This window comes from Leifsonia sp. RAF41 (genome assembly GCF_052114085.1).
In the GTDB taxonomy this organism is placed as follows: domain Bacteria; phylum Actinomycetota; class Actinomycetes; order Actinomycetales; family Microbacteriaceae; genus Leifsonia.
On sequence record NZ_JBFREB010000001.1, the window covers coordinates 2,333,120 to 2,357,818 of the forward strand.

Here is a 24,699-nt window from a genome sequence, read left to right on the forward strand (position 1 = left end):
ATGTCCTCCCTTTTCGGAGCAGAGGTGGAAGGCTACGCAGCCCCGTCGAACATCGACGTAACCGAACCGTCCGTGAAGACCTCGCGGATGGCGCTCGCCAGCAGCGGCGCGATCGGGAGCACCGTCAGGCCGTCCCAGCGCTTGTGCTCGGGGAGCGGGAGGGTGTCGGTGACCACGACCGAGTCGATGACGTCGCTCTGCAGCAGTTCCACGGCGGGGTCACTGAAGACGGCATGGGTCGCCGCGACGACGACGCCGGTTGCGCCGGCCTCCTTGAGCGCCTCGGCCGCCTTCACGATCGTGCGGCCGGTGTCGATCAGGTCGTCGACGAGCAGGCAGACGCGGCCGTTCACGTCGCCGACGATCTCGTGCACCGAGACCTGGTTCGGGACGAGCGGGTCGCGGCGCTTGTGGATGATCGCCAGCGGCGCACCCAGCTTGTCGCTCCAGATGTCGGCGACGCGGACGCGGCCCATGTCGGGCGAGACGACCGTCAGTGTGGACGGGTCGAGCTCGCGCTTCATGTGCTCGAGGAGCACCGGCATGGCGAACAGGTGGTCGACCGGGCCGTCGAAGAAGCCCTGGATCTGGGCGGCGTGCAGGTCGACCGACATGATGCGGTCGGCGCCGGCCGCCTTGAACAGGTCGGCGACGAGGCGGGCCGAGATCGGCTCGCGGCCGCGGCCCTTCTTGTCCTGCCGGGCGTACGGGTAGAAGGGGGCGACCACGGTGATGCGCTTGGCGGACGCGCGCTTGAGGGCGTCCACCATGATCAGCTGCTCCATGAGCCACTCGTTGATCGGAGACGTGTGCGACTGGATGACGAACGCGTCCGAGCCACGGACGCTCTCGTCGAAGCGCGCATAGATCTCGCCGTTGGCGAAGGTTCGAGAGTCTGTCGGGATGAGTTCGCTCCCGAGGCACTCCGCGATCTCGTGCGCGAGCTGGGGATGCGCGCGACCGGAGATGAGGACGAGCCGCTTCTGGCCGGTCGTGGTGATCCCTGACACTTACTCTCCACTCTCCGGAGCTGCGTTGTCCTGGGCGGCATCGCTCTCGCGGGCAGCCCTGTCGGCGTCTGTGCCCGGCCGCTTCTGCGCGACCCAGCCTTCGATGTTGCGTTGCGGGGCGACGGTGATCGCGAGGGCTCCGGCGGGAACGTCCTTGCGGACGACCGTGCCTGCCCCGGTATACGCTCCGTCACCCATCCTAACCGGCGCGACGAGCACGGTGTTCGTGCTGATTCGGACGTTCGACCCGATGACCGTGCGGTGCTTGTTCACGCCGTCGTAGTTGGCCGTGATGACCCCCGCGCCGAGATTGCCCTTCTCGCCGACCTCGGCGTCGCCGACGTAGTTGAAGTGCGCCAGCTTGGTACCCGCACCGATGACCGCGTTCTTGGTCTCGGTGAACGTGCCGATCTTGCCCTTCTCACCGAGAATCGTGCCCGGGCGGAGGTAGGCGAACGGCCCGACGATCGCGCCCGCACCGATGACGGCGAGCGTCGCGTCGGTCCGCGTCACCGTGGCGCCCTCGCCCACCTCGGTGTCGAGGAGGGTCGTATCCGGTCCGATGGTGGCCCCGGTCTCGACCAGGGTGGCGCCGCGGAGCTGGGTGCCGGGGAGGATGGTGACGTCCGGCGCGAGCTTCGCCTTCACGTCGATCCAGGTCGTCGCCGGGTCCTGCACGGTCACGCCGGCCAGCTGCCAGGTACGGACAATCAGCGCGTTGAGCTTCGCCGCCGCGTCACTGAGCTGCGCACGGTCGTTGATCCCCTCCACCAGCCAGGACTCGGCGACCGGAAGCGCATCCACGTCGAAGCCCGCCTCCCGGAGCAGCCCGATCACATCGGTCAGGTACTTCTCGCCCTGGGCGTTGTCGGTGGAGACGAGGGCGAGCTTGTCGCGCAGCGCCGCCAGCCCGAACAGGTAGATGCCGGCGTTGATCTCGCCGATCTCCCGCTCAGCGGCGGTCGCATCCTTGTGCTCCACGATCCGGTCGAGGTGCCCCTCCGGGGTGCGGACGATGCGGCCGTAGCCGGTGGCGTCGGCCGGGAAGCTCGAGAGGATGGTCGCGGCCGCCTCGCCCGCGCGGTGCTTCGCGATCAGTTCGCGGAGGGTCGCGGCGTCGAGGAGCGGCACGTCGCCGTTGACCACGAGGACATCGCCGGTGAAGTCGTCCGGGAGGGCCGCGACGGCCTGCTCGACGGCACGCCCGGTGCCGGGCACCTCGTCCTGGTCGACGATGACGGCCTCCGGCATGTCCGCGCCGATGACCTCGGCGAGCCGGTCGCGTTCGTGCCGCACGACGGCGATCACGTGCGCCGCGCCCAGCTCGTGAGCGGTCGCCAGCACGTGGGACACGATGGGAATGCCGCCCAGCGGATGCAGCAGCTTCGGCGTGGCGGATTTCATCCGTGTGCCCTGCCCCGCCGCGAGAACGACGATGGCGAGATTCTGGTCGGTCATGTCCCTCCAGGGATCGGGCTGTTCGGTACGCTCCGCCTCCAGGACTCGAACCTGGACCTAACAGCTCCAAAGGCTGTCGTGCTGCCATTACACCAAGGCGGAACGCGCGTTTCGCGCAGGTGACAGTCTGCCAGACGCGGACAGGTCGAACCCCGATAGCCTGGGGGGATGGCCGACGCACGCGACGAGGTGGACCGCATCGTGGACGCCTGGCTGCGCGAACGCCCCGACCTCGACTTCGCGCCGCTCCAGGTCCTTTCGCGGGTCGACCGCCTCTCCCGGCACCTCGACCGCGCCCGTCGCGGCGCGTTCGAGCGCTCCGACCTCGACTCCTGGGAGTTCGACGTGCTGGCCGCATTGCGCCGCGCCGGCGCGCCGTACCAGTTGAGCCCGAAGTCGCTGCTCCAGCAGACGCTGGTCTCCTCCGGCACCATGACCAACCGCATCGACCGCCTCGTCGCGCGCGGCCTGGTCGAGCGGCGCACCGACCCCAATGACGGCCGCGGCATCCTGGTGCAGATGTCGGCGCAGGGCCTCACCCGCGTGGATGCGGCCATCACCCGGCTGGTGGATGCGGAGGCCGAGCTGCTCGACGGGCTCTCCGCGGCCGACGCGGAGCGGCTGGCCGCCCTGCTGCGGAAGCTGAGCCTCGGCTTCGACGCCGAAGGGTGACCCGCTCCCAGGTGTCTGTTATGCCGCTCTCATAAAATCGGCTTCGATGAGACTCTCCCGACTGAAGCGACTCCCGTCCCGGGTCAAGCGTGCCGCGCGCTACGAGATCCACGCGCACTGGCGGCGTCAGCCGATCGTGCAGGGCTCCGTGTTCTACGAGTCGTTCTCGGGCAACGGGATGCTCGACAACCCGGAGGCGATCTTCCGCGAGCTTCTCGCGGCACCCGATTTCGGGCACCTCACCCACGTCTGGGCGCTCTCCGACCTGTCCCTCTACCGCGCGGCGGTCGAGGAGTTCGCCGGTGATCCGCGCGTCAGCTTCGTCCGCTACGGCTCCGCGGCGTACTACCGTGCCCTCGCGACGAGTCAGTACCTGGTCAACAACGCGACCTTCCCGCCGGACTTCTCGAAGCGTCCCGGCCAGGTCTACCTGAACACGTGGCACGGCACGCCGCTGAAGCGCATGGGCTACGACATCGAAGACGGCGCGCTGGCCACCGCGAACATCCTCCGCAACTTCGTTCAGGCCGACTACCTGCTGTCCGCGAACCCGTTCATGTCGGAACAGATGTACGAGACCGGCTACAAGCTGTCCGGGGTCTATCGCGGCACGCTGGTCGAGGAGGGCTACCCGCGCATCGACCGGCAGTTCCTCGACGACCGCGGGCGCGAGGAGGTGCGCCGGCGTTTGATCGACGCGGGCATCCCGCTCGGCGACCGGAAGGTCATCCTGTACGCGCCGACCTGGAAGGGCCAGACCTTCGGGCGGCCCGAGGACGACCTGGATGCACTGCTCGCCCACATCGCCCAGATCGAGGAGCGCATCGACACCAGCCGGTACGCCGTGCTGCTGAAGACGCACCAGACCGTCCACGCCCTCGCCGCGCACCGCCCGGAGCTGAAGCGGATGCTCGTGCCCAACGAGATCCCGACCAACCTCGTTCTCGGCGCCAGCGACATCCTGATCTCGGACTACTCGAGCATCTTCTTCGACTTCCTGCAGACCGGGCGGCCGATCGTGTTCTTCACGCCCGACCTCGCCGACTACGCGGGCACCCGAGGCCTCTACTTCGAGCCGGAGGAGTGGCCCGGCCCGGTGCTGATGTCGGCCCGCGAGGTCGGCGACGAGCTCCACGCGATCGCCGAGGCCGGCGACGCCGTGCCCGAGGAGTCGCGCGAGCGGTACCTCGACATGCAGCGCCGCTTCACGCCGTACGAGAACGGCGAGGCCTCGCGCCGCGTCGTCGACATCGTGTTCCGCGGCGTGCGCGACGGCTATCGCCTGCGCACCGACCTCGCGGACGACGGCCGTCAGAAGATCCTGCTGTACCTGGGCGGGATGCGGCCCAACGGCATCACCACCTCCGCCCTGAACCTGCTCAACAACATCGATCACGAGCGGTACGACGTCTCCGCGTTCTTCGCGCAGAGCCGGTCGGGTGTCGTCATCGGGAAGCAGCGGCAGATCCATCCCGCCGTCCGTCAGTTCCCGCGGGTCGGCGGCATGAACGGCGCGAAACTGCTGCACCTCGCCCGCCACCTCGATTTCCGGCGCGGACGGATCGCCCAGCACGCCGACGTCCCGGCGCAGAACCGGCTGTGGGACGACGAGTGGTACCGCTGCTTCGGCGACAGCCGGTTCGACTACGTGGTCGACTTCTCCGGCTACGGGCCGTTCTGGGCGGCTCTGCTCCTCCACTCGCCCCAGGCGCAGCGAGCGATCTGGCTCCACAACGACCTGGCATCGGACGCGCACCGCGAGGTGAACGGCGAGAAGCGGATGCTGCACAGCCTCACGCAGATCTTCACGCTGTACCGGCAGTACGACCACCTCGTCTCCGTCTCCCCCACGCTGTCCGAGATCAACCGGGCCTCCCTCACCGAGTACGCGGCACCCGAGAAGTTCGCGTCGGCGCTCAACACGGTGGACGCGGAGCACATCCTCGAGAACGCCGGCGCCGACCTGCACGAGCTGACCTTCGACGAGGAGGTCGGCAGCATCCCCGACTGGGCGGAACTGCTGCTCGCCGACGACGACGTGACCACGTTCGTGAATGTCGGCCGCCTGTCGCCCGAGAAGAATCAGGCCCGACTGATCCGCGCGTTCGCCGCCGTTCACGTCGAGAACCCGCGCACGCGCCTGGTGATCGTGGGGTCGGGTCCTCTCGCCGGCGAGCTGGAGGCGCTGGTGGCGGAGCTGGGGATGCAGGGCTCCGTCTTTCTGACCGGGATGCAGCGCAATCCCCACGCGATCATGGCCAAGGCCGATTGCTTCGTGCTGTCCAGCGACTACGAGGGTCAGCCGATGGTGCTCCTGGAGGCGCTGGTACTGCAGCTGCCGATCGTCACGGTCGAGTTCGCGTCCGCGAAGAACGCCCTCCCCGTCGGCAGCGGGATGGTCGTCCCGCAGAGCGTCGAGGGTGTGGCCGACGGGATGCGCGCCTTCCTGCGTGGCGACGTGCCCGACAGCCACTTCGACTTCGTCGCATACAACCGCAAGGCCGTCTCCGAGTTCTACCGCGCGATCGGCGCCGTCCCCGCCCCTGCTCCCGCCGACTCCTGACCCCGGCCTGCGGCCCCCGAGCACAGGAAAAATGTCGAGCAGAGCGCCCGTAAGCAACAATTTTCCTGTGCTCGGGGGCGTCAGGCGCGGGCGATGAGGGCCGGGAGGTCGAGGGCGGAGGGCAGTTCGCCGTAGAGGGAGCCGCGCTCGGGGCCGAGGCGGGCGGCGACGAACGCGTCGGCGACGGGAGCCGGTGCATCCCGGATCAGCAGTGACGCCTGCAGGGCGACCGCCAGCCCGGCGACGAGCGGGCGCACCGAGGCCTCGGCAGCCGCAGTGTCGCCCTCGGCGGATGCGGCGCACGCTGCCACACGCGCGCGCAGCCGGTCGTGGTGCTGGTCGAAGGTGCGGTACACGCCGCGGGCCCCGGCGAGTTCGGCGTCGAAAGCCTGCCAGGCGTCCGGCTGGCGGCGCAGCGCGCGAAGCACGTCCAGCGCGATCACGTTGCCGGACCCCTCCCAGACCGCCATGACCGGTTGCTCCCGATACCGCCGGGCCAGCGGGAACGCCTCGGTGTAGCCGTTGCCGCCCAGGCACTCCAGCGCCTCGTACGCATGGCCGGGGCCGCGCTTGCAGACCCAGTATTTCGTCACCGCCGTCGCCAGGCGGCGGAAGGCCGCGTCCGCCCCCGATGCGTCGGCGTCGTGCGCCCGCGCCAGGCGCAGGGCCACCGCGGTCGCCGCCTCCGACTCCAGCGACAGGTCGGCGAGGACCGCTGCCATCGCGGGCTGGTCGACCAACCGGGAACCGAAGGCGGACCGGTGCCGGACATGCCACGCCGCCTCCGCGACGGCCTGGCGCATCCCGGCCGCACTGCCGTGCACGCAGTCGAGCCGCGTGCGGTTGACCATCTCCAGGATGGTGCGCACGCCGCGTCCCTCCTCCCCCAGCAGGTAGCCGACTGTGCCGTCGAACTCCACTTCGCTGGAGGCGTTGGAGCGGTTGCCGAGTTTGTCCTTCAGCCGCTGGATGAGGAACACGTTCCGTTCGCCGTCGTCCAGCACCCGCGGCACCAGAAAGCAGGACAGCCCGGCCGCGGTCTGCGCCAGGACGAGGAACGCATCCGACATCGGCGCCGAGCAGAACCATTTGTGGCCCGTGATCAGCCAACGCCCGTCCCCGTCGGCGAGCGCGCGCGTCGTGTTGGCCCGCACATCCGACCCGCCCTGCTTCTCGGTCATCGCCATCCCGAACAGCGCCGATGTCTTGTCCGCAGCGAGTCGAGGGTCGTAGTCGCAGCTGAGGAGGCGCGGCATCCACTCGTCGGAGAGGGATGCGGAGGCAGCGAGGGCCGGCACAGCGGCGTGGGTCATCGACACCGGGCAGGCGTGCCCCGGCTCCACCTGCGCGAACAGCATGAACGTGGCGGCCCGGGCGACGTTGGCGCCGGGACGCGGGTCCGCCCACGCCGAGGTGTGGGCACCGGCGGCGACCGCGGCCGCGATGATGCGGTGGTAGCCGTCGTCGTACTCGACCTCGTCGATGCGGTTTCCCCAGCGGTCGAACGCGCGCAGCTGCGGCTCGTGCCCGTTGGCGAGCTCCGCGTCCCGCTGAAACGCGGCGGAGCCGACGAACCGGCCGACCTGTCCGAGCGACGCCGTCGCCCACCCGGCTTCGTATCGCTCGACGCCCTCGCGGAGCGGCAGGTTCGCGGCGAACTCGTCGACGTCGACGCGCGGCGGAGGCTGGTTCACGACGGCGTGAGTGACCATGGCGGGAGTCTACTGCCGCCCGTCCCGGTAGGCTGGAGACCCTCATGGCCCACCTTCTCGGCGCGGAAGCGCTGCACCTCGAGTACCCCACGCGCACCGTCTTCGATTCCGTCACCCTCGGGCTCTCGGAGGGCGATCGGATCGGCGTGGTCGGCCGCAACGGCGACGGCAAGTCGACTCTGCTGCAGCTGCTCGGGGGGACGCTGGAGCCGGACTCCGGGCGGGTCACCCGGCGGCGCGGCGTGACGGTCGGGATGCTGGACCAGCGCGACATCCTGCCCGATCAGCTGACGGTCGGTCATGCCATCGTCGGCGACCGCGACGAGCACCTGTGGGCGAGTGATCCGCGCATCCGGGACGTGCTGGCCGGTCTGGTCGCGGACATCCGCTGGGACGCCACCATCGGCGAGCTCTCCGGCGGCCAGCGCCGACGGGTCGCCCTCGCCGCGCTCTTGGTGCACGACCACGACATCCTCTTCCTTGACGAGCCCACCAACCACCTCGATCTGGAGGGTGTCGCGTGGCTGGCCCAGCACCTCAAGGGGCGGTGGTCGGCGACCTCGGGAGCGCTCGTGGTGGTGACGCACGACCGGTGGTTCCTCGACGAGGTGTCGACCGCGACCTGGGAGGTGCACGACGGCATCGTCGAGCCCTTCGAGGGCGGGTACGCCGCGTATGTGCTGCAGCGGGTGGAACGCGACCGGATGAACGCGGTAGCCGAGACCAAGCGGCAGAACCTGATGCGCAAGGAGCTGGCGTGGCTGCGCCGCGGCGCTCCGGCCAGAACCTCGAAGCCGAAGTTCCGGATGGACGCGGCCGCCGAGCTGATCGCCGACGAGCCGCCCCTGCGTGACACGGTCGCCCTGACCAGCCTGGCGACCGCGCGGCTCGGCAAGGATGTCGTCGACCTGCTCGATGTGTCGGTCTCCTACCCCCCGAAAACCGTGCTGCGCGAGGTGGAGTGGCGCATCGCCCCCGGCGAGCGCACCGGCATCCTGGGCGTCAACGGCGCCGGGAAGTCCACCCTCCTAGGACTGGTCGCGGGCACCGTCACGCCGGACTCCGGCCGTGTGAAGCGGGGCAAGACTGTCAAAATCGCGACCCTCACGCAGCAGCTCGACGAGCTGGAGGACGTGCTGGAGGACCGCGTCAGCGCGGTCGTCGCGAGCAAGAAGACGACGTATCTCGCGGGTGGCAAGGAGGTCAGCCCCGGCCAGATGCTGGAGCGGCTGGGCTTCACGAACGCGCAGCTGTCCACCCCGGTGAAGGATCTGTCGGGCGGCCAGAAGCGTCGGCTCCAGTTGCTGCTCATCCTGCTGGACGAACCCAACGTGCTCATCCTCGACGAGCCCACCAACGACCTGGACACGGACATGCTCGCCGCGATGGAGGATCTGCTCGACTCCTGGCCGGGGACGCTGCTCGTCGTGTCGCACGACCGGTACCTGCTGGAACGTGTCACGGACCAGCAGTACGCGGTGCTGGATGGGCGGCTTCGCCACCTTCCGGGCGGGGTGGACGAGTACCTGCGGCTCCGGCGGGCGCAGAGCGCTGAGCCGGCAGCGGGAGGCGCGACCGCGACGGCGACCGCCACCTCCACTCCCGCTCTCTCCGGCGCTGCACTCCGCACCGCCGAGAAAGAGCTGACCGCCCTGGACCGCCGGCTCGCCAAGGTGACCGACCAGGTCGCGGCGAAGCACGAAGAGCTGGCCCGCCACGACCAGAGCGACTACGTCGGCCTCGGCCGGCTCACCGACGAGCTCAGGACGCTCGAGGGAGAGATCGCCGACCTGGAGACGCGCTGGCTGGAACTCTCGGAGCAGCTCGAAGGCTGACCGCCTCGACCGACCGCACGACGCGTCCCCCCGGACTGGGGAACGAAAGCGCGCGGCCGCTGTGCGATGATCCTGAGGATCGGTGGCGCACCCGAACCTGCGCGGCCGATGGGGACAGGAGCGGCACGTGGGCGACGAGAAGCGGGCTGTGGACGAACGGCCCCTGTTCGGACGGGACCGCGCCCGGGAGACGATGCTCCTGGTCGCGCATCGGGCGCGGGAGCACGGCGGCGCCGTCCTGGTGACGGGCGAAGCGGGGCTCGGCAAGACCGCGCTGCTCGCCGACGTCGCCGAACGGCTGGAGGGATGGACAGTCCTCCGCGTTCACGCCGACTCCTTCGAGTCGGACCTCGCCTACGCCACTGTCGAGACTCTGGTGCGTGGGATGAACGGGCTGCGGGTCCGCCGCGCCGCCCCATCCAGCGCCATCCGTCCGCCGGCCCCGGGAGACGACCCGCTCACCGTCGGCCGGCTCCTGCTCGACGCCATCGACGGAATCGACGGCCCGGTGTGTCTGATCGTCGACGACGCCCAGTGGGTCGACGAACCGTCCGCCCGGGCACTGCGCTTCGTGGTCCGGCGCCTCGCCGACCAGGGCTTCCTGTTCACTGCGGCGACGCGACCGCAGCAGAACAACGTGGTCGCCCTGTTCGACGACATCGCGTCCACCACGGCCAACCACGCCCGGATCGACCTCACGCCACTGACAGTCGGCGACACGCAGGAGCTGGCCCGCCACATCCTGGGCCACGCGGTCTCCCGTCGGACGGCGACGCGTCTCACCGAGGCGACGCAGGGTTCGCCGCTGCTGCTCAGCGTCCTTCTCGGTCAGCTCCGGGAGACGTTCGCGCAGGCATTGCATCCGGCCGGCTGGGACCTCCCCGCCACGGCGATCACACCCCTCGCGACGGCGATCTCCGCCTCCCTGGAAGGTGCGGACCCGTCGGTCCGCGCCGCGGCGGAACTGGTGGCCGTGCTCCGCGATCCGCTGCCGCTGCCCGTCGTCGGCACCATCGCCACCCGCCTCGGCGCCGATGTCCACGTGCACGCCGCGGTCGCGCGCGGTCTGGTACTGGCCGAGACCCGCGACGGAGTGGTGCACGTCGAACCGGCGCACGCCATCCTGGCGGATGCCCTCGCGGCGGAAGTGCCGCTCGACCGCCGATCCGCCATCCACCGCGTCGCCGCAGAGGTGCTGTCCGGACACCGGGCGCTGCGGCACCGTGTGGAGGCCGCGCACCAGGCCGATCCGACCCTCGTCGCCGAGCTGCTGGCGGCCGCGCTGACGGTCTCCGACCTGGGCCAGGCGGAGCAGGCGCTCAGTTACGCGCGGTCGGCGGTCGACCTGGCCGCAGGTCCCGAAGCCGAACGCGCGCTGCTGGAACTCGGCCTCATCGCCATGAGGTTCCGGATGCACGAGCGCATCCTCGAGCTCCGGCCCGCGTTCGAGGCGCTGCCGCCGTCCCCCGTCCGGGACGCCGTCCTCCTGGAACTTCGGACGCTCTCCCGCGACCTGCCGGGCGCCATGGCACTGGCGCTCGCCTTCGAAGAGCGGCCCGCGACCACGCCCGACGAGCGTGCGATCCGGTCGCACGCCGCCGAGGCGCTGGCCAAGGTGCTGATGGCGACCGGCGACTTTCCCGGGGTCCTGGACCACCTGGATGCCGCGCGGCGGCACATCGCCGAGAGCCCCGACCCGGCGGAGGTCGGCGATCCGGCGCTGCGCTGGCTGGCAGCCCCCGAGGACGACCTGACGCGCCTACTCGGCTGGGCCATCAACTCCGCCGCGCATTCGCGCCGGCCGGACCTGTTCGGGCCGCTCACCGCGGAACTCGACGAGCTGGTCGTCGGCCACGAGTCGCCGGCAGCGGTGGACGCGCTCGTCAGCCGTTCGCGGGTGTTCATCCTGAGCGGCGACATCGAGCGCGCACGCGCAGACCTGGCACGCGCCAACGACCTGGCGCGGCTCTTCCCCACAAGCTGGACGGCCGGCTTCGCGCGGACGATGTACGCGCACATCCTCTACCTCACGGGCGACTGGGAGGAGTCGGTGACGCTCGCCGACACCGCCGTCGCGCTGGCGCTCGACGAGACCGACCTTTCGTGCTGGCCGATCGCCCTGTGGGCCTCCGCTCTGGTCCGCGCAGCGCGCGGAGAGGCGGAGGCGGTGGACGAGCGCCTGCGCGCCGCTGCCCAGGCGGACCCGCGGATCACCGGCTCGTACGACGGCGACCTGCCCTACCTGGCACGCGCGGAGCTTGCGCGGGCGCTCGGCCGACCGGAGGAGCAGTTGGCGGCGACGGCGCAGGCCGAGGCGGCCGCCTCCCGCGGCTCCACCCTCGGCTGGCTGACGTACCGGGTGGATGCGCTCGCGGCGCTGGGGCGCGGCGAGGAGGCGCGGGTGGCGTACGAGCGTTGCGCAGCGCCCGGGTTGTGGCGACCCTACTACGGCTCGCTGCGCTGGCTCGAAGGCCGTGTTCTCGAGGCGGAGGGGAGCGCTGCCGAAGCCCTCGACGCCTACCAGGCGGCGATCGAGGAGCCGGCAGCCGAGAGGTTCCCCTTCCCGCAGGCGGTGGCCGCATTCGACGCCGGGCGGCTCGCCCTTGCCGCCGGACAGGCGGCCCGCGGTCGCGAGCACCTGGAGAAGGCGGCGGCCACCTTCCGGCGGCTCGGTGCCTCCGGCTACCTGGCGCGCTGCGTCCGGCTGCTCGACGAGGCAACCGTGGTGCCGTCCACGACCGACCCGCTGGCGACGCTCACCACCCGTGAGCGTCAGGTGGCGCACGCCCTGGCTGCCGGGATGACGAACAAGGAGATCGCGGAGCGGCTCTACGTGTCGGTGACGACGGTCAACTTCCACGTGCGCAACATCCTGTCGAAGCTCGGGCTGCGCTCGCGGCGCGACCTGCGGACGCTGTCGCGGAGGCGACCCGTCAAGTCTTGACGGTTTCGGCCCCTGAGTGAGAGGGACGGGGCGCGTCGTCGGTAGTGTGAAAGCACCTGGGATGCCCGGCCCAGTGCGCGGAAACGCTTCCCGAATTCGACGAATCGTCTCAACCCGACGCGTGCTGTCTGCCGGGCATCCTCTGGTCTCGCCCCCCTGTGCGCCCCGTCTGCGTCTGCGGCCCCGTCTGCCGCGAGCGCAGGAGATTCGAACGATTTCCGGTCGAATCTCCCGCGGAACTGCTTCACGTCGGAGATTCGACGACCGATCTCCTTCGTTTCACAAACGGTCCTGTCAGTCGCCGATGATGCGCGCACCGTGGACAGGGCCGGTCGCGCGGACCGCGCGGACCCGGGATGCGCTCAGAGCGATCTGGAGGTCGAGGGCCGAGTCGAGGTCGGACGTCAGGAACGCGACCGTCGGCCCCGATCCGGACACGATCCCGGCAAGGGCGCCGTTCATCTCACCCAGCTCGATGACGTCGGCGATCTCCGGCACGAGGTGGATGGCCGGGGCCTGCAAGTCGTTGGTGAGCGCCTCGGCGAGCATGGCCGCGTCGCCTGCGCGCAGGGCCTGCAGCACCGCGGAGTCGACGCTGGGCGTCAGCTGCGCCGGCGCGATGTCGCGGACGTGCCGCTCGCGGTGGCGGTCGAGCTCGCTGTAGACGCGTGGCGTGCTCAGCTCACCCTCGGGCAGCGCCAGCACCCAGTGGAACTGTCCGGTCGCGAGCGCTGGGCTCAGGCGATCGCCGCGTCCCGTGCCGATGGCGGTGCCACCGACCAGCGCGAACGGCACATCGGCGCCGAGCCGGGCGGCCAAGGCGAGCAGTTCTTCTCGACCGATGTCGGTCCCCCACAGGGCGTCGCAGGCGACGAGGGTGGCGGCAGCGTCGGCCGAGCCTCCGCCCATCCCGCCCGCGACGGGCACGTGCTTGTCGATCTCCAGGCGGACACCGCCCGAGTAGCCGGTGCGCTTCGCGAGTAGTCGCGCCGCCTTGATCGCCAGGTTGGCGTCATCGAGCGGGAGGTTGGTGGTGTCGATGCTGCCGCCGAAGGTCAGCGAGTAGTCGTCCGCCGGATAGGCGCGGACATCCTCATAGAGCGACAACGCCTGGTAGGCGGTGGCGACGTCGTGGTAGCCGTCTTCCATGACGGCGCCGACGCGCATGAAGACATTGATCTTGCCGGGAGCACGAACGTGCACGCTGTCAACGTCCCACCCGTCCACCATGCCTCCAACCTACACACCTGGCGGCCTCGCCGCTGTGCGTCTGCTGGACGCGTTACGCGCCGGAAACGGACGCGAGCCGGACGAAGTCCGCGAGCGCCAGCTGCTCACCACGGAGGCTCGGCGCGAGGCCGGCCGCCTCGAGGGCGGTCGCCGCCGACGTCGGGTCGCCGAAGACCGGCGCGAGGGCCTGCCGGAGGGTCTTGCGACGCTGCTGGAAGGCCGCATCGACGAGGGCGAATGTCCGCAGCCGGAGTGTCTCGTCGCCGGGTCGGGCGTCGTGGCGGTCGAACCCCACGAGGACCGAGTCCACGTTCGGCACGGGCCAGAAGACCTGCCGGCTGACCGATCCGGCCGTCCGCCAGGTGCCGTACCAGGCGGCCTTCACGCTGGGTGCTCCGTAGACCTTTGAGCCGGGTCCGGCCGCGATCCGGTGGCCGACCTCGGCCTGAACCATGACCACGCCCGAGCGGAGGCTGGGGAAGCGTTCCAGGAAGTGCAGGAGCACGGGAACCGAGATGTTGTAGGGGAGGTTGGCGACCAGTCGCACCGGATCGGCCGGGAGCTCGGTCACGGCGAGCGCGTCGCGGTGCACGACCGTGAGCCTCGTGGCGGCGTCCGGCGCCATCTGGGCGACGGTCGTCGGCAGTTGTCCGGCCAGGCGGCCGTCGATCTCGACGGCGACGACATCCGCTCCGGCCTCGAGCAGGCCGAGCGTCAGGGAACCGAGACCCGGGCCGATCTCGACCACGCTCTCACCGGGCTGCACCTCGGCGATGCGGACGATGCGTCGGACGGTGTTCGCGTCGATGACGAAGTTCTGTCCGAGCTTCTTGGTCGGCGTGACGTCGAGCAGCTCCGCGAGGTCGCGGATCTCGGCGGGCCCGAGCAGGCGCAGCTCGCTCACGCGATGATCCCGATCGGGCGGGTCGGAGGCGGCCCGACCGGCTCGCTGTCCCACCGGCCGTAGACCAGCTCGGTATTCGAGTTGATCTGCGCGGCGAGCGTTGACGCATCGGTACCGATCACGTCGGCCATCGCCCGGAGGGTGTGCGGGATGAGGTACGGCGCGTTCGGCCGGCCGCGGAACGGCACGGGCGTCAGGAACGGGGCGTCCGTCTCGACCATGATCAGGTTGCGGGGAGCCGCGGCCAGCGCTTCGCGCAGCTTCGGCGCGTTCTTGAAGGTGACGGTGCCCGCGAACGACATGTACCAGCCGTTGTCGGCGCAGACCTGGGCCAGCTCGACGTCGCCGGAGAAGCAGTGGAACACCGTCCGTTCCGGGGCGCCCACCCGCTTGAGAGTCGCGACGACGTCGGCGTGGGCGTCACGGTCGTGGATCTGCAGCGCGATGCCGTTCTGCTTGGCGATCTCGATGTGCGCTTCGAACGACCGGACCTGCGCCTCGCGTCGTGGCCCCTCCTCGGTGCGGAAGAAGTCGAGGCCGGTCTCTCCGACGGCCCGGACGCGGGGTCGGCCGGCAAGCTCGGAGATCACCGCGAGGGCGTCATCCAACTCGCCGCGCTCGGCGTAATCCGGGGCATCGTTGGGATGCAGAGCCACCGCCGCGAGCATGCGCGGCTCGATCGCCGCCGTCTCCGCCGACCAGCGGGACGTCTCTACGTCGTTGCCGACCTGGACTACTCCGCGGACACCGACGCTGGACGCCCGGTCCAACTGCTCCCGGTAGTCCAGCGGCTCGACGCCGTCGGCCATCTCCAGATGCGTGTGGTTGTCGTAGACGGGGACGACGAGCGCCTCGGGGAGCGGTGGGTAGGCCAGGTCGCGGCCGTCGGTGACATGCCGCTGCCGGACGAACGACGGGTCCGTCATACCGCGGCGACCGCCTCCGCATCGATCCGCGGGAACAGCGCCTGCAGGCCGTTGACCTCGGTGCCCGCCGGAAGCTGACCCCACGCGCCGGCCGTGCGGAGCGGTTGCGCGTCGAGCGCACCGAGCTCCCCCTCGACGCCGAGCGCCTCCCACAGCGTGGTCGTCGCGGCCGGGATGACCGGCGAGAGCAGCACCGCCAGCGCGCGGAGGCCCTCGGCTGCGGTGTACAGGATCGTCCCGAGGCGCTCGCGACGGGCCTCGTCTTTCGCCAGCGTCCAGGGCTCCTGCTCGGTGATGTACCCGTTCAACTCGTCGACGATGCGCCAGATCGCGGTGAGGGCGTCGTGGATCGCCAGCCGCGAGATGGCCGCATCGGCGTCGGCCGCTGCCGTCCGGACGACCTCCTGGATGCGCAGGTCGGCCTCCTCGTACTCGCCGGCCGGCGGCACGATCCCCTCGTAGTAGCGCGTCACCATGGCGACGACCCGGGATGCGAGGTTGCCGAAGCCGTTGGCGAGCTCCGCTTGGTAGCGCGCAGCGAGGTCCTCCCAGCTGAACGAGCCGTCCTGCCCGAAGTTGATCGCACGCATGAAGTAGTAGCGGAACGCGTCCGAACCGAAGGTGTCGGTGATCTGGGTCGGCGCGATGCCCGTCAGCTTCGATTTGGACATCTTCTCGCCGCCCACGAGCAGCCAGCCGTGACCGAAGACGCGCCGCGGCACCTCGAGACCGGCGGCCATGAGCATGGCCGGCCAGATGACCGCGTGGAAACGGAGGATGTCTTTGCCGACCAGGTGGTTCGCCGGCCAGCGGCGGGCGAACTCCTCGTCGTCCTGGCCGTAGCCGACCGCGGTGATGTAGTTGAGGAGCGCGTCGAACCAGACGTAGACGACGTGGGACTCATCCCACGGCACCTTGATGCCCCAGTCGAAGCTCGACCGCGAGATCGACAGGTCGGAGAGTCCCTGGCGCACGAAGCTGACGACCTCGTTGCGCGCCGACTCGGGCTGCACGAAGTCGGGCCGCTCTTCGTACAGGGCGAGCAGCCGGTCGGCGAACTGGCTCATGCGGAAGAAGTAGTTCTTCTCCTGCAGCAGCTCCAGCGGCTTCGAGTGGATGGCGCAGACCTTCTGGCCCTCGTACTCCCCCGTGCCGTCGACGATCTCGCTCTGCGGCTTGAACTCCTCGCAGCCCACGCAGTACAGCGCCTCGTACTCGCCCGCGTAGATGTAGCCGTCGTCGTACAGCTTCTGCAGGAACTTCTGGACGTTGACCTCGTGCCGCTCGTCCGTGGTGCGGATGAAGTCGTCGTTGGAGATGTCGATGGTCTCGAGCAGCGGCAGCCATTCCTCGGTCACGAGCTTGTCCGCCCACTGCTTCGGCGTCGTGCCGTTGGCGGTGGCGGTGCGCAGGATCTTCTGGCCGTGCTCGTCAGTGCCCGTCAGCAGCCAGGTGTCATCGCCGGCCTGACGGTGCCAGCGGGCGAGGACGTCGGCCGCGACCTCCGTGTACGCATGCCCGATGTGCGGGACATCATTCACGTAGAAGATCGGCGTGGTGATGTAGAAGGAAGAGCCATCGGACATGGTGACCATCCTACGGGCGCGGGCGCGCGCGATCCCGCGTGTTACTCCGCCTGTGGAGAACGCCGGGCGAGTGCCGCCTGGTACAAGTCGCGCTTGCTCAGTCCGGTGGCCTCCGCGACCTCCGCCGCCGCCTCCTTGAGGCGGGTCCCGGCCGCGACCAGCGCCACCACCTGCTCCACCGCCGCCTCGGGGTCGGCCTCCCGCGCGGGCGCTCCCGCGACCACGATGACGATCTCGCCGCGAACGCCGTCGGCGGCCCAGGCGGCGAGCTCGGCCGCAGTTCCGCGCCGGACCTCCTCGTACAGCTTGGTCAGCTCCCGGCAGACGACCACGCGGCGGTCTGCGCCCAGCGCCGTCGCGATGTCGCCGAGGGAGGCGGCCAGACGATTCGGCGACTCGAAGAACACCATGGTGCGCGGCTCCGCGGCCACAACCCGCAGGGTCGACAACCGTTCGCCCTGCTTACGCGGCAGGAAGCCTTCGAACGTGAAGCGGTCGGTCGGCAGGCCGGACACGGCGAGCGCGGTCAGCACCGCCGAGGGCCCGGGCAGCGCCGTCACCGTGACGCCCGCCGCGGCGGCGGCTTCGACCAGGTGGAAGCCGGGATCGCTGACCGTCGGCATGCCCGCGTCGGAGAGCAGCACCACATCCTGGTCGCGCGCCAGTTCGACGAGCTCCCCCGCGCGCTCCCGCTCGTTGTGATCGTGCAGGGCGATCAGCCGGGGCCGATTCGTGACGCCCAGTCCGGCGAGCAGCCGCTGGGCGACGCGCGTGTCCTCCGCGGCGACGACCGTGGCCGTGCCGAGCACCTCCACCAGTCGACGGGAGGCGTCCCCCAGGTTGCCGATCGGCGTGGCGGCGAGGATGATCATGGCTTCTAGTCTGTCAGCCGAAAGGCGATACGAAGGCTCCGCCCCTAGCATGGCCTGGTGACTTCAGCACCCCTGACCGCCGCCCCGGCCGCGCACGTCGCCCCGGTTCGCGTCGGCAGCCGCCTCGACGACTGGTGGGCGCGCGTCCTGCGCACCCCCACGAGGATGCGGCTCTGGTACTGGGGAGCGCCGATCGGCGTGACCCTGCTCGCGGCGATCCTGCGGTTGTGGAACCTGGGCCAGCCCCACGCGCTGGTGTTCGACGAGACCTTCTACGTGAAAGACGCCTGGTCGACCTGGAACCTCGGCTACGAGGGCAGCTGGCCCGACAAGGCGGACGCCCGCTTCGCCGCAGGAGAGACCCAGATCTTCTCGTCCGATCCGTCGTTCGTCGCCCATCCACCGCTCGGCAAGTGGCTGATCGGGCTGGGGATGGCCGCCACCGGCGCCGGAAACTCGTTCGGCTGGCGGGTGTCGACCGCGATCGCGGGCACGATCGCCGTGTTGCTCGTCTTCCTGATCGCACGGATGCTGTTCCGCTCCACGATGCTGGCGACGATCGCGGGCTTCCTGTTCGCGATCGACGGCCACGCCATCGTGATGAGCCGCGTCGCCCTGCTCGACAACTTCGTGATGTTCTTCGCGCTGCTGGCGTTCTGCTGCGTCCTCCGCGACCGGAAGTGGTCGGCCGACCGGCTGGCGGCCCGGGTGGCCGCGGAGCGCTCCGCCGGGCGCGATCCGGCCTGGGGGCCGGTGCTGTGGTGGCGTCCGTGGCTGATCGCCGCCGGCATCCTGTGCGGGCTGTGCGCCGGCGTGAAGTGGACGGGGTTCTACTTCCTCGCCTTCTTCGCGGTCTACACGGTGGTGGTGGATGCAGTGGCCCGCCGCCGAGAGAAGCTCCCGTTCCACATCAGCGGAGCACTGCTCAAGCAAGCACCCGCCACCTTCGTGCTCATGGTGCCGCTGGCGTTCGTCGCCTATGTCGCCACCTGGGCGGGCTGGATCTTCTCGAGGGACGGCTACTACCGCAACTGGGCTGCTGCCGCGCACGGGCAGTGGACCGGCGCGCTGGCCTGGGTTCCGGCGTGGATCCAGAACCTCTGGCACTACCAGACCGAGATGTACAACTACAGCATCAACCTGCACACGCCGCATCCCTACCAGTCGAACCCGCTGACGTGGACGCTGATGCTGCGGCCGACGAGCATGTACTACGTGGGCACGACGCAGGGCCAGAGCGGGTGCGCGTCCGCCTCGTGCTCGGCGGCGATCACTTCGCTCGGAAACCCGCTGATCTGGTGGGCGGGCACCGCTGCGATCCTGTTCCTGGCCTACTGGCTGGTCCGCACCCGGGACTGGCGGATCGGCCTCATCCTGACCGGGCTCGCGGCGGGATACCTGCCCTGGTGGCTGTACATGGGTCGCACCATCTTCACCTTCTACGCGATCGCGTTCGAGCCGTACCTCATCCTTGCGCTGGCAGCGGCGATCGGGATGGTACTGGGCCGCCGATCGGACCCGGAACCGCGACGGAAGCGGGGCATCCTGTGGACCGGCGTGTTCCTGGCCGCCTGCGCGGTGGTGAGCGCGTTCTTCTGGCCGATCTGGACGGGACAGCAGGTGCCGTTCTGGTTCTGGCAGATCCACATGTGGCTGCCCAGCTGGGTGTGAATCGACCAACCGCCTGACACTGTGCGGTGTCGGACGTGGGTGGTAGACCGAGGGGTATGAGCGACGCCGAACAGCCCCTGGATCTGGTCCCCCTTCCCGGGAGCGAGCGCCCCGACCGCCCGGGTTTCCTGGCGCACGGTGGCCTCGCGCCCGACTCCCGCGTCGAGGCGACGCTGGTGCTGCGCCGACGCGCCGAACTGCCGGAGAGCGCCTTCGCGCAGCCTCTGAGCCGTGACGAACTGGCCGAGCGCTACGGAGCATCGCCTGCGGACGTGGAGTTGGTCCGCCGGACGCTGGAGGGCGCCGGTCTGACGGTCGACGAGGTGGATACGGGCGGCCGACGGGTGCGCGTGTCCGGCCCCGTACAGACGGTCGCCCGAGTGTTCGGGACAGACCTCGCGCAGTCGACACCGGAGGACGCCGGAGACGACGCGCCGACGTACCGGCAGCGCACGGGCGGACTCAGCATCCCGGCCGCGCTGGCGGGCGTCGTTACAGCGGTGCTCGGGCTCGACGATCGGCCCCAGGCCCGCGCCCAGTTCCGGTACGTTCCGGCCGCGGCCATCAGCACCAGCTACACACCGCCGCAGCTCGGAGAGGTCTACGCCTTCCCCGAAGGAACCGACGGCAGTGGCCAGACCATCGCGATCATCGAACTGGGCGGCGGGTACGTGCAGTCCGATCTCGACACCTACTTCGCCGGCCTCGGCATCCCGACACCGTCCGTGACGGCGGTGGGCGTCGACGGCGGGTCGAACGCTCCGGAGGGCAACCCGAACGGCGCCGACGGCGAAGTCATGCTCGACATCGAAGTGGCCGGCGCCCTGGCGCCCGGCGCCGCGATCGTCGTCTACTTCGCCCCGAACACGGACGCCGGGTTCCTCGATGCGGTCACCACGGCAGCCCACGCCGATCCGACTCCCGCGGCGATCAGCATCAGCTGGGGCCAGTCGGAGGATCAGTGGACCGCCCAGGCGCGGACCGCCTTCGACGAAGCACTGCAAGATGCGGCGGCGCTCGGAGTGACCACCACGGCCGCGGCGGGCGACGACGGCAGCAGCGATCGCGTCGGCGACGGACGTCCGCACGTCGACTTCCCCGCGTCTTCTCCGCACGCGCTCGCCTGCGGCGGCACCCGGTTGGAGGCGGACACCTCGACGGGAGCCGTTCATTCGGAGACCGTGTGGAACAACGGCACCGGAGGCGGCGCGACGGGCGGAGGCGTGAGTGCCGTGTTTGCGCTCCCGGCGTGGCAGAAGGGCGTCGGCGTGCCGAGTGGAGCCGACGGGACCGACGCGGGCGGAGCCGCCAACGGCCGGGGCGGACGCGGTGTGCCCGACGTCTCGGCGGTGGCGGACCCGCAGACCGGCTACCGCATCCGCGTCGACGGACAGGACACGGTGATCGGCGGCACCAGCGCGGTCGCCCCGCTCTGGGCGGCGCTCGTGGCGCGGCTCGCCCAGTCGACGGGGAAGCCGCTCGGGCTGGCGCAGCCGCTGCTCTACGACTCGGTGCGGGCCGGACAGGTCGCGGACGGCTTCCGCGACATCACAACCGGCGACAACGGCGCCTACGCGGCGACGGCCGGCTGGGACGCCTGCACCGGCCTCGGGGTGCCCGACGGCACGAAGCTGCTGTCCGCACTCTGACCGGAAGCTCGCCAGAATGGATCGGTGAGCATTCCCGCCCCTGCCATCCGACGCCCGCTGCCGTGGCTCGCAGGAGTGGTCGTCTGCGGACTCGCGGCGCTGGCTGCCTGGGCGGTCCACTGGCTGGTCCCGGCGGTCCCGCTGCTGACCGCAGCCGTGGTGCTCGGCATCGTGGTGGGCCAGCTTCCGGCCGCGCGGCCGGCGGTCACCGGACGGCTCGCCCCGGGGCTCTCCCTGAGCGCCAAGCGCCTGATGCGCGTCGGCGTGGTGCTGCTGGGTCTGAAGCTCAGCCTGGGTGACATCGCGGGCCTCGGCTGGGTGACGATCGCCTCGACGGTCGCCGTGGTGCTGCTCAGCTTCGTCGGGACCTTCTGGATCGGCCGGCTGATGCGCCTGCCCGGTCACCAGCCGCTCCTGATCGCGACGGGATTCTCCATCTGCGGCGCCTCCGCCATCGGTGCGATGAGCGGGGTCGTGAAGCCGAAGGACGAGGAGGCTGCCACTCCCGTCGCCCTGGTCACCCTGTGCGGCACGCTCGCGATCTTCGTCCTGCCGCTGCTGTGGCATCCCCTCGGTTTGGATGCGCCCCAGTTCGGCCACTGGGTCGGGGCCGGGGTGCACGACGTCGGGCAGGTCGTCGCCACGGCGCAGCTGGCGGGCGCCGCGGCGCTGTCCATCGCCGTGGTCGTCAAACTCACCCGCGTGCTCATGCTGGCGCCGATGGTGGCGGTGGCGTCGGTCGTCGAGCGCCGGCGGCATGTCGAGGGCGATCCGGCGGCGAAGCGCCCGCCGATCGTGCCGCTCTTCGTGGCCGGGTTCCTCGTCGCGGTGCTGGTGCGCACTCTCGTGCCGCTTCCGACCGCAGTGACGGACGGCGCGGACACTCTGCAGACGGTGCTGCTGGCGATGGCGCTCTTCGGGCTGGGCACGGCGGTGCGGTTGCGCACGCTGGTCGGCACGGGATGGCGTGCGCTCGTCACGGCGCTGGTGTCGTGGGCGCTGATCGCCGCACTCGCGCTTGCAGCGGTCTGGATCAGCACGGTGGCCTGAGCGCTGACCGATCCATCGGCCGGGCCGCGCCGCGGCGGGGACCGGGTTGCGGCGTGTTACCGCGGGCGCCGACCAGCACCCCGAGGTCGGGTAGCGTGACGGCATGGCTGATCGTGAATACGGTTTCCGCACGCGTGCGATCCACGCGGGCAACATCCCCGACCCGGTGACCGGCGCACGCGCGATCCCGATCTACCAGACGAGCGCCTTCGTGTTCGACGACACGGCTGACGCCGCCGCACGGTTCGCCCTGCAGAAGTACGGCAACATCTACTCCCGGCTCGCGAATCCGACCGTGGCGGCGTTCGAGGAGCGCATCGCGAGCCTCGAAGGCGGACTCGGAGCGGTCGCGACCGCCTCGGGGCTGAGCGCGCAGTACATCACCTTCGCCTCGCTCGTCGGCGCCGGCGACCACATCGTCGCCTCGGCGAACCTGTACGGCGGCTCGATCACGCAGCTCGACGTGACCCTGCGGCGCTTCGGGGTCGAGACGACCTTCGTCCGCAGCTCCGACCCGGCCGACTATGCGGCGGCGATCACCGACCGGACCAAGATCCTCTTCGCCGAGACCATCGCCAACCCGTCCGGCGAGATCGCAGACATCGAGGGGCTCGCCGAGGTCGCGCACGCGGCCGGTATCCCGCTCGCCATCGACTCCACCATCGCGACGCCCTACCTCAACCGGCCGATCGAGTGGGGCGCCGACATCGTCATCCACTCGGCCACCAAGTTCCTCGGCGGGCACGGAACGACGCTCGGCGGTGTCGTGGTGGAGAGCGGACGCTTCGACTGGCACTCCTCGAAGTTCCCGCTGTTCGCCGAGCCGGTGCCGTCGTACGGCGGCCTGCAGTGGTCGGGCAACTTCGGCGAGTACGCCTTCCTGACCCGGTTGCGCGCCGAGCAGCTCCGCGACATCGGGCCGGTGCTCGCCCCGCACTCGGCCTTCCTGCTCGCCCAGGGCGTCGAGACGCTGCCGTACCGGATCCAGGCGCACATCGACAACGCGCGGGCCGTGGCCGAATGGCTGGACGCGGACCCGCGCATCGAACGCGTGTACTGGGCCGGCCTGCCGGAGCACCCGCACCACGCTCGCGCGCAGAAGTACCTGCCTCAGGGGCCGGGCAGCGTGTTCAGCTTCGAGGTGAAGGGCGGCCGCGCGGTCGGGCAGAAGCTCATCGAGTCGCTCAACCTCGCCAGCCACCTGGCCAACATCGGCGACGCGAAGACGCTGGTGATCCATCCCGCCTCGACCACTCACGCCCAGCTGACCGAGCAGCAGCTGCTCGACGCGGGCGTGCTGCCCGGCGTCGTGCGCATCAGCGTCGGCATCGAGGACGTGGAGGACATCATCTACGATCTGGATCAGGCGCTCACCATCGCCGTCGAGGAGGCGAACGCAGCATGACGACCGCGGCACCGGCAATCGGCTCCACCACGGAGGTCCAGCTCGCCAACGGTCTGAGCTGCGCGCTGCCGTCGGACTCGCCGCTAGCGAAGCTGCTCGCGTCGGAGCGGACCTGGGTCGGCCCTGACGCGAAGGAGCGCCTGCGCATCCTGCGCGCGGCGAAGTCGGTCGCCATCGTCGGCGCCTCGCCCAACCCGGCGCGCTCCTCGTACTTCGTCGGCACCTACCTGCAGCAGTCCAGCGACTTCCGCGTCTACTTCGTCAACCCGAACGCCGACACCATCCTCGGCGAGAAGGCCTACCCCGACCTCGCCTCCCTGCCCGAGGTGCCGGACATCGTGGATGTGTTCCGCAAGGCGAGTGACATCCCTGCGGTCATCGACGAGGTCGTCGCCGTCGGTGCGCCGACCGTGTGGGTTCAGCTGGGGATCTGGAACCAGGAGGCCGCGGAGTACGGCGAGTCGCGGGGTCTGACCGTGGTCATGGACCGGTGCATCAAGATCGAGCACGCCCGCTTCCACGGAGGACTGCACCTCATGGGGTTCGACACCGGCCAGATCACGGCGCGCAAGACCGCCCGCTGAGCCGACCCCCGCGCCCGGCTACGCGGCGCGGGCGACGATGTGGAAGACGTGCCAGTGCTTCGGACCTTCGAACGACATCCCGCGGCGGTCCTCCTCGGTGAGCTGGAGCACGTCCATCCCGGTCAGCATGCCCTCGACCTGGCTGCGGTCGTGGAAGCTCATCCCGGCGCGCCCGACCCACTGGTCGTGGGGGCCGAACAGCTGGCCGGCGAACAGACCGCCCGGCCGGAGCGCCTCGCGTAGATCCGCCCAGAGGTACGGGAAGTGGCTCTCGTCGCAGAACGGGAGCGCGAAGCCGGCGTAGACGAGGTCCGCCTGCGGGAGCTCCCCCAGGTTCTCGAACGACGCACGACGAACCGTCACCCGCTGCGACGCCTCCGGGGACAGCCCCTTCCGGACGCGTCCTTCGACGCCCGGGTCCGCATCCACCGCGAGAACGCGCCAGCCGTGCTCGGCCAAGTGGCGGGTCTCGACGCCGTCTCCGCAGCCGAGGTCGATCGCCTCCCCCGGCGAGCCGTCCCCGGATGCCGCCCACGCGGCGAGCGCGCTCGTGAAGGTGGGCCGCACGCCGCGGCCGCCCTGCTCCTCGTAGAACTGCGACCAGTCGAACGCCATGCGGCCGAGCCTA

At 70.5% G+C, this 24,699-nt stretch carries 18 protein-coding genes and 1 tRNA gene; 9 read left to right on the top strand and 10 right to left on the bottom strand.

The annotated features are described in order from the left end of the window. Positions 1-32: 32 nt before the first annotated feature. The 3 genes from AB4Y74_RS11240 to AB4Y74_RS11250 form a co-directional block, all read right to left on the bottom strand. Positions 33-1,010, bottom strand: a complete 978-nt coding sequence (locus tag AB4Y74_RS11240; protein WP_441799166.1) for a ribose-phosphate diphosphokinase — start codon at positions 1,008-1,010, stop codon at positions 33-35. Further along, positions 1,011-2,468 carry a bifunctional UDP-N-acetylglucosamine diphosphorylase/glucosamine-1-phosphate N-acetyltransferase GlmU gene (gene glmU / locus AB4Y74_RS11245; protein ID WP_441799167.1) on the bottom strand — a complete coding sequence of 486 codons (1,458 nt, stop codon included), beginning with the start codon at positions 2,466-2,468 and terminating at the stop codon, positions 1,011-1,013. A 30-nt stretch (positions 2,469-2,498) separates the two neighbouring features. Further along, positions 2,499-2,570: transfer RNA gene (locus tag AB4Y74_RS11250), tRNA-Gln, on the bottom strand. A gap of 66 nt (positions 2,571-2,636) precedes the next feature. On the opposite strand from AB4Y74_RS11250, the gene AB4Y74_RS11255 reads away from it, so the two are divergent. After that, on the top strand, positions 2,637-3,140 hold the full coding sequence (locus tag AB4Y74_RS11255; RefSeq protein WP_441799168.1) for a MarR family winged helix-turn-helix transcriptional regulator: 504 nt from the start codon (positions 2,637-2,639) through the stop codon (positions 3,138-3,140). Positions 3,141-3,186: 46 nt separating this feature from the next. Then, positions 3,187-5,703: a CDP-glycerol glycerophosphotransferase family protein gene (locus tag AB4Y74_RS11260; RefSeq protein WP_441799169.1), complete on the top strand. Its 2,517-nt coding sequence runs from the start codon at positions 3,187-3,189 to the stop codon at positions 5,701-5,703. Positions 5,704-5,783: 80 nt separating this feature from the next. Here AB4Y74_RS11260 and AB4Y74_RS11265 read toward each other — a convergent pair whose 3' ends face one another. Next, positions 5,784-7,415 (bottom strand): acyl-CoA dehydrogenase family protein, encoded by a 1,632-nt coding sequence (locus tag AB4Y74_RS11265; protein ID WP_441799170.1) that lies wholly within the window; start codon positions 7,413-7,415, stop codon positions 5,784-5,786. 44 nt (positions 7,416-7,459) lie between these two features. Here AB4Y74_RS11265 and AB4Y74_RS11270 point away from each other — a divergent pair, with 44 nt between their 5' ends. Together AB4Y74_RS11270 and AB4Y74_RS11275 are read left to right on the top strand one after the other, a co-directional pair. Beyond that, positions 7,460-9,250 (top strand): ABC-F family ATP-binding cassette domain-containing protein, encoded by a 1,791-nt coding sequence (locus tag AB4Y74_RS11270; RefSeq protein ID WP_441799171.1) that lies wholly within the window; start codon positions 7,460-7,462, stop codon positions 9,248-9,250. A 127-nt stretch (positions 9,251-9,377) separates the two neighbouring features. After that, complete coding sequence (locus AB4Y74_RS11275; protein WP_441799172.1) at positions 9,378-12,194, top strand: LuxR C-terminal-related transcriptional regulator; 2,817 nt, start codon at positions 9,378-9,380, stop codon at positions 12,192-12,194. A 294-nt stretch (positions 12,195-12,488) separates the two neighbouring features. Here AB4Y74_RS11275 and AB4Y74_RS11280 read toward each other — a convergent pair whose 3' ends face one another. From AB4Y74_RS11280 to rsmI, 5 genes are read right to left on the bottom strand one after another with little or no spacing between them, the layout of a single operon-like run. Then, complete coding sequence (locus AB4Y74_RS11280) at positions 12,489-13,424, bottom strand: 4-(cytidine 5'-diphospho)-2-C-methyl-D-erythritol kinase (protein ID WP_441799173.1); 936 nt, start codon at positions 13,422-13,424, stop codon at positions 12,489-12,491. A 52-nt stretch (positions 13,425-13,476) separates the two neighbouring features. Next, positions 13,477-14,328, bottom strand: coding sequence for a 16S rRNA (adenine(1518)-N(6)/adenine(1519)-N(6))-dimethyltransferase RsmA (rsmA, locus tag AB4Y74_RS11285; protein ID WP_441799174.1), 852 nt, complete (start codon positions 14,326-14,328; stop codon positions 13,477-13,479). Continuing rightward, positions 14,325-15,254 (bottom strand): TatD family hydrolase, encoded by a 930-nt coding sequence (locus AB4Y74_RS11290; RefSeq protein WP_441799175.1) that lies wholly within the window; start codon positions 15,252-15,254, stop codon positions 14,325-14,327. The genes rsmA and AB4Y74_RS11290 overlap by 4 nt, the downstream gene beginning before the upstream one ends. Then, positions 15,251-16,840, bottom strand: coding sequence for a methionine--tRNA ligase (gene metG / locus AB4Y74_RS11295; RefSeq protein ID WP_441799176.1), 1,590 nt, complete (start codon positions 16,838-16,840; stop codon positions 15,251-15,253). The genes AB4Y74_RS11290 and metG overlap by 4 nt, the downstream gene beginning before the upstream one ends. Positions 16,841-16,881: 41 nt before the next feature. Continuing rightward, positions 16,882-17,712, bottom strand: a complete 831-nt coding sequence (gene rsmI / locus AB4Y74_RS11300; protein WP_441799177.1) for a 16S rRNA (cytidine(1402)-2'-O)-methyltransferase — start codon at positions 17,710-17,712, stop codon at positions 16,882-16,884. 57 nt (positions 17,713-17,769) lie between these two features. Here rsmI and AB4Y74_RS11305 point away from each other — a divergent pair, with 57 nt between their 5' ends. The 5 genes from AB4Y74_RS11305 to AB4Y74_RS11325 all read left to right on the top strand — a co-directional run bounded on the left by AB4Y74_RS11305 (position 17,770) and on the right by AB4Y74_RS11325 (position 24,071). Then, positions 17,770-19,383: a dolichyl-phosphate-mannose--protein mannosyltransferase gene (locus tag AB4Y74_RS11305; RefSeq protein ID WP_441799178.1), complete on the top strand. Its 1,614-nt coding sequence runs from the start codon at positions 17,770-17,772 to the stop codon at positions 19,381-19,383. A 56-nt stretch (positions 19,384-19,439) separates the two neighbouring features. Further along, positions 19,440-21,032 carry a S53 family peptidase gene (locus AB4Y74_RS11310; RefSeq protein ID WP_441799179.1) on the top strand — a complete coding sequence of 531 codons (1,593 nt, stop codon included), beginning with the start codon at positions 19,440-19,442 and terminating at the stop codon, positions 21,030-21,032. Between the two features lie 30 nt (positions 21,033-21,062). After that, entirely contained in the window at positions 21,063-22,082 is a 1,020-nt protein-coding gene (locus AB4Y74_RS11315; protein WP_441800443.1) for a YeiH family protein, read from the top strand. A gap of 103 nt (positions 22,083-22,185) precedes the next feature. Further along, on the top strand, positions 22,186-23,487 hold the full coding sequence (locus AB4Y74_RS11320) for an O-acetylhomoserine aminocarboxypropyltransferase/cysteine synthase family protein (RefSeq protein WP_441799180.1): 1,302 nt from the start codon (positions 22,186-22,188) through the stop codon (positions 23,485-23,487). Beyond that, the gene (locus AB4Y74_RS11325) at positions 23,484-24,071 is read left to right on the top strand and encodes a CoA-binding protein (RefSeq protein ID WP_441799181.1); all 588 of its coding nucleotides are present in this window, start codon (positions 23,484-23,486) and stop codon (positions 24,069-24,071) included. The genes AB4Y74_RS11320 and AB4Y74_RS11325 overlap by 4 nt, the downstream gene beginning before the upstream one ends. An 18-nt stretch (positions 24,072-24,089) precedes the next feature. Here AB4Y74_RS11325 and AB4Y74_RS11330 read toward each other — a convergent pair whose 3' ends face one another. Beyond that, positions 24,090-24,686, bottom strand: a complete 597-nt coding sequence (locus AB4Y74_RS11330) for a class I SAM-dependent methyltransferase (protein ID WP_441799182.1) — start codon at positions 24,684-24,686, stop codon at positions 24,090-24,092. Positions 24,687-24,699 lie beyond the last annotated feature (13 nt).

Excerpts from the sequence above, each read along its gene's own strand:
- glmU (WP_441799167.1), bottom strand. The coding sequence starts at position 2,468 with ATGACCGACCAGAATCTCGCCATCGTCGTTCTCGCGGCGGGGCAGGGC.
- AB4Y74_RS11255 (WP_441799168.1), top strand. The coding sequence starts at position 2,637 with ATGGCCGACGCACGCGACGAGGTGGACCGCATCGTGGACGCCTGGCTG.
- AB4Y74_RS11260 (WP_441799169.1), top strand. The coding sequence starts at position 3,187 with ATGAGACTCTCCCGACTGAAGCGACTCCCGTCCCGGGTCAAGCGTGCC.
- AB4Y74_RS11265 (WP_441799170.1), bottom strand. The coding sequence starts at position 7,415 with ATGGTCACTCACGCCGTCGTGAACCAGCCTCCGCCGCGCGTCGACGTC.
- AB4Y74_RS11270 (WP_441799171.1), top strand. The coding sequence starts at position 7,460 with ATGGCCCACCTTCTCGGCGCGGAAGCGCTGCACCTCGAGTACCCCACG.
- AB4Y74_RS11280 (WP_441799173.1), bottom strand. The coding sequence starts at position 13,424 with ATGGTGGACGGGTGGGACGTTGACAGCGTGCACGTTCGTGCTCCCGGC.
- AB4Y74_RS11290 (WP_441799175.1), bottom strand. The coding sequence starts at position 15,254 with ATGACGGACCCGTCGTTCGTCCGGCAGCGGCATGTCACCGACGGCCGC.
- metG (WP_441799176.1), bottom strand. The coding sequence starts at position 16,840 with ATGTCCGATGGCTCTTCCTTCTACATCACCACGCCGATCTTCTACGTG.
- rsmI (WP_441799177.1), bottom strand. The coding sequence starts at position 17,712 with ATGATCATCCTCGCCGCCACGCCGATCGGCAACCTGGGGGACGCCTCC.
- AB4Y74_RS11310 (WP_441799179.1), top strand. The coding sequence starts at position 19,440 with ATGAGCGACGCCGAACAGCCCCTGGATCTGGTCCCCCTTCCCGGGAGC.
- AB4Y74_RS11320 (WP_441799180.1), top strand. The coding sequence starts at position 22,186 with ATGGCTGATCGTGAATACGGTTTCCGCACGCGTGCGATCCACGCGGGC.
- AB4Y74_RS11325 (WP_441799181.1), top strand. The coding sequence starts at position 23,484 with ATGACGACCGCGGCACCGGCAATCGGCTCCACCACGGAGGTCCAGCTC.
- AB4Y74_RS11330 (WP_441799182.1), bottom strand. The coding sequence starts at position 24,686 with ATGGCGTTCGACTGGTCGCAGTTCTACGAGGAGCAGGGCGGCCGCGGC.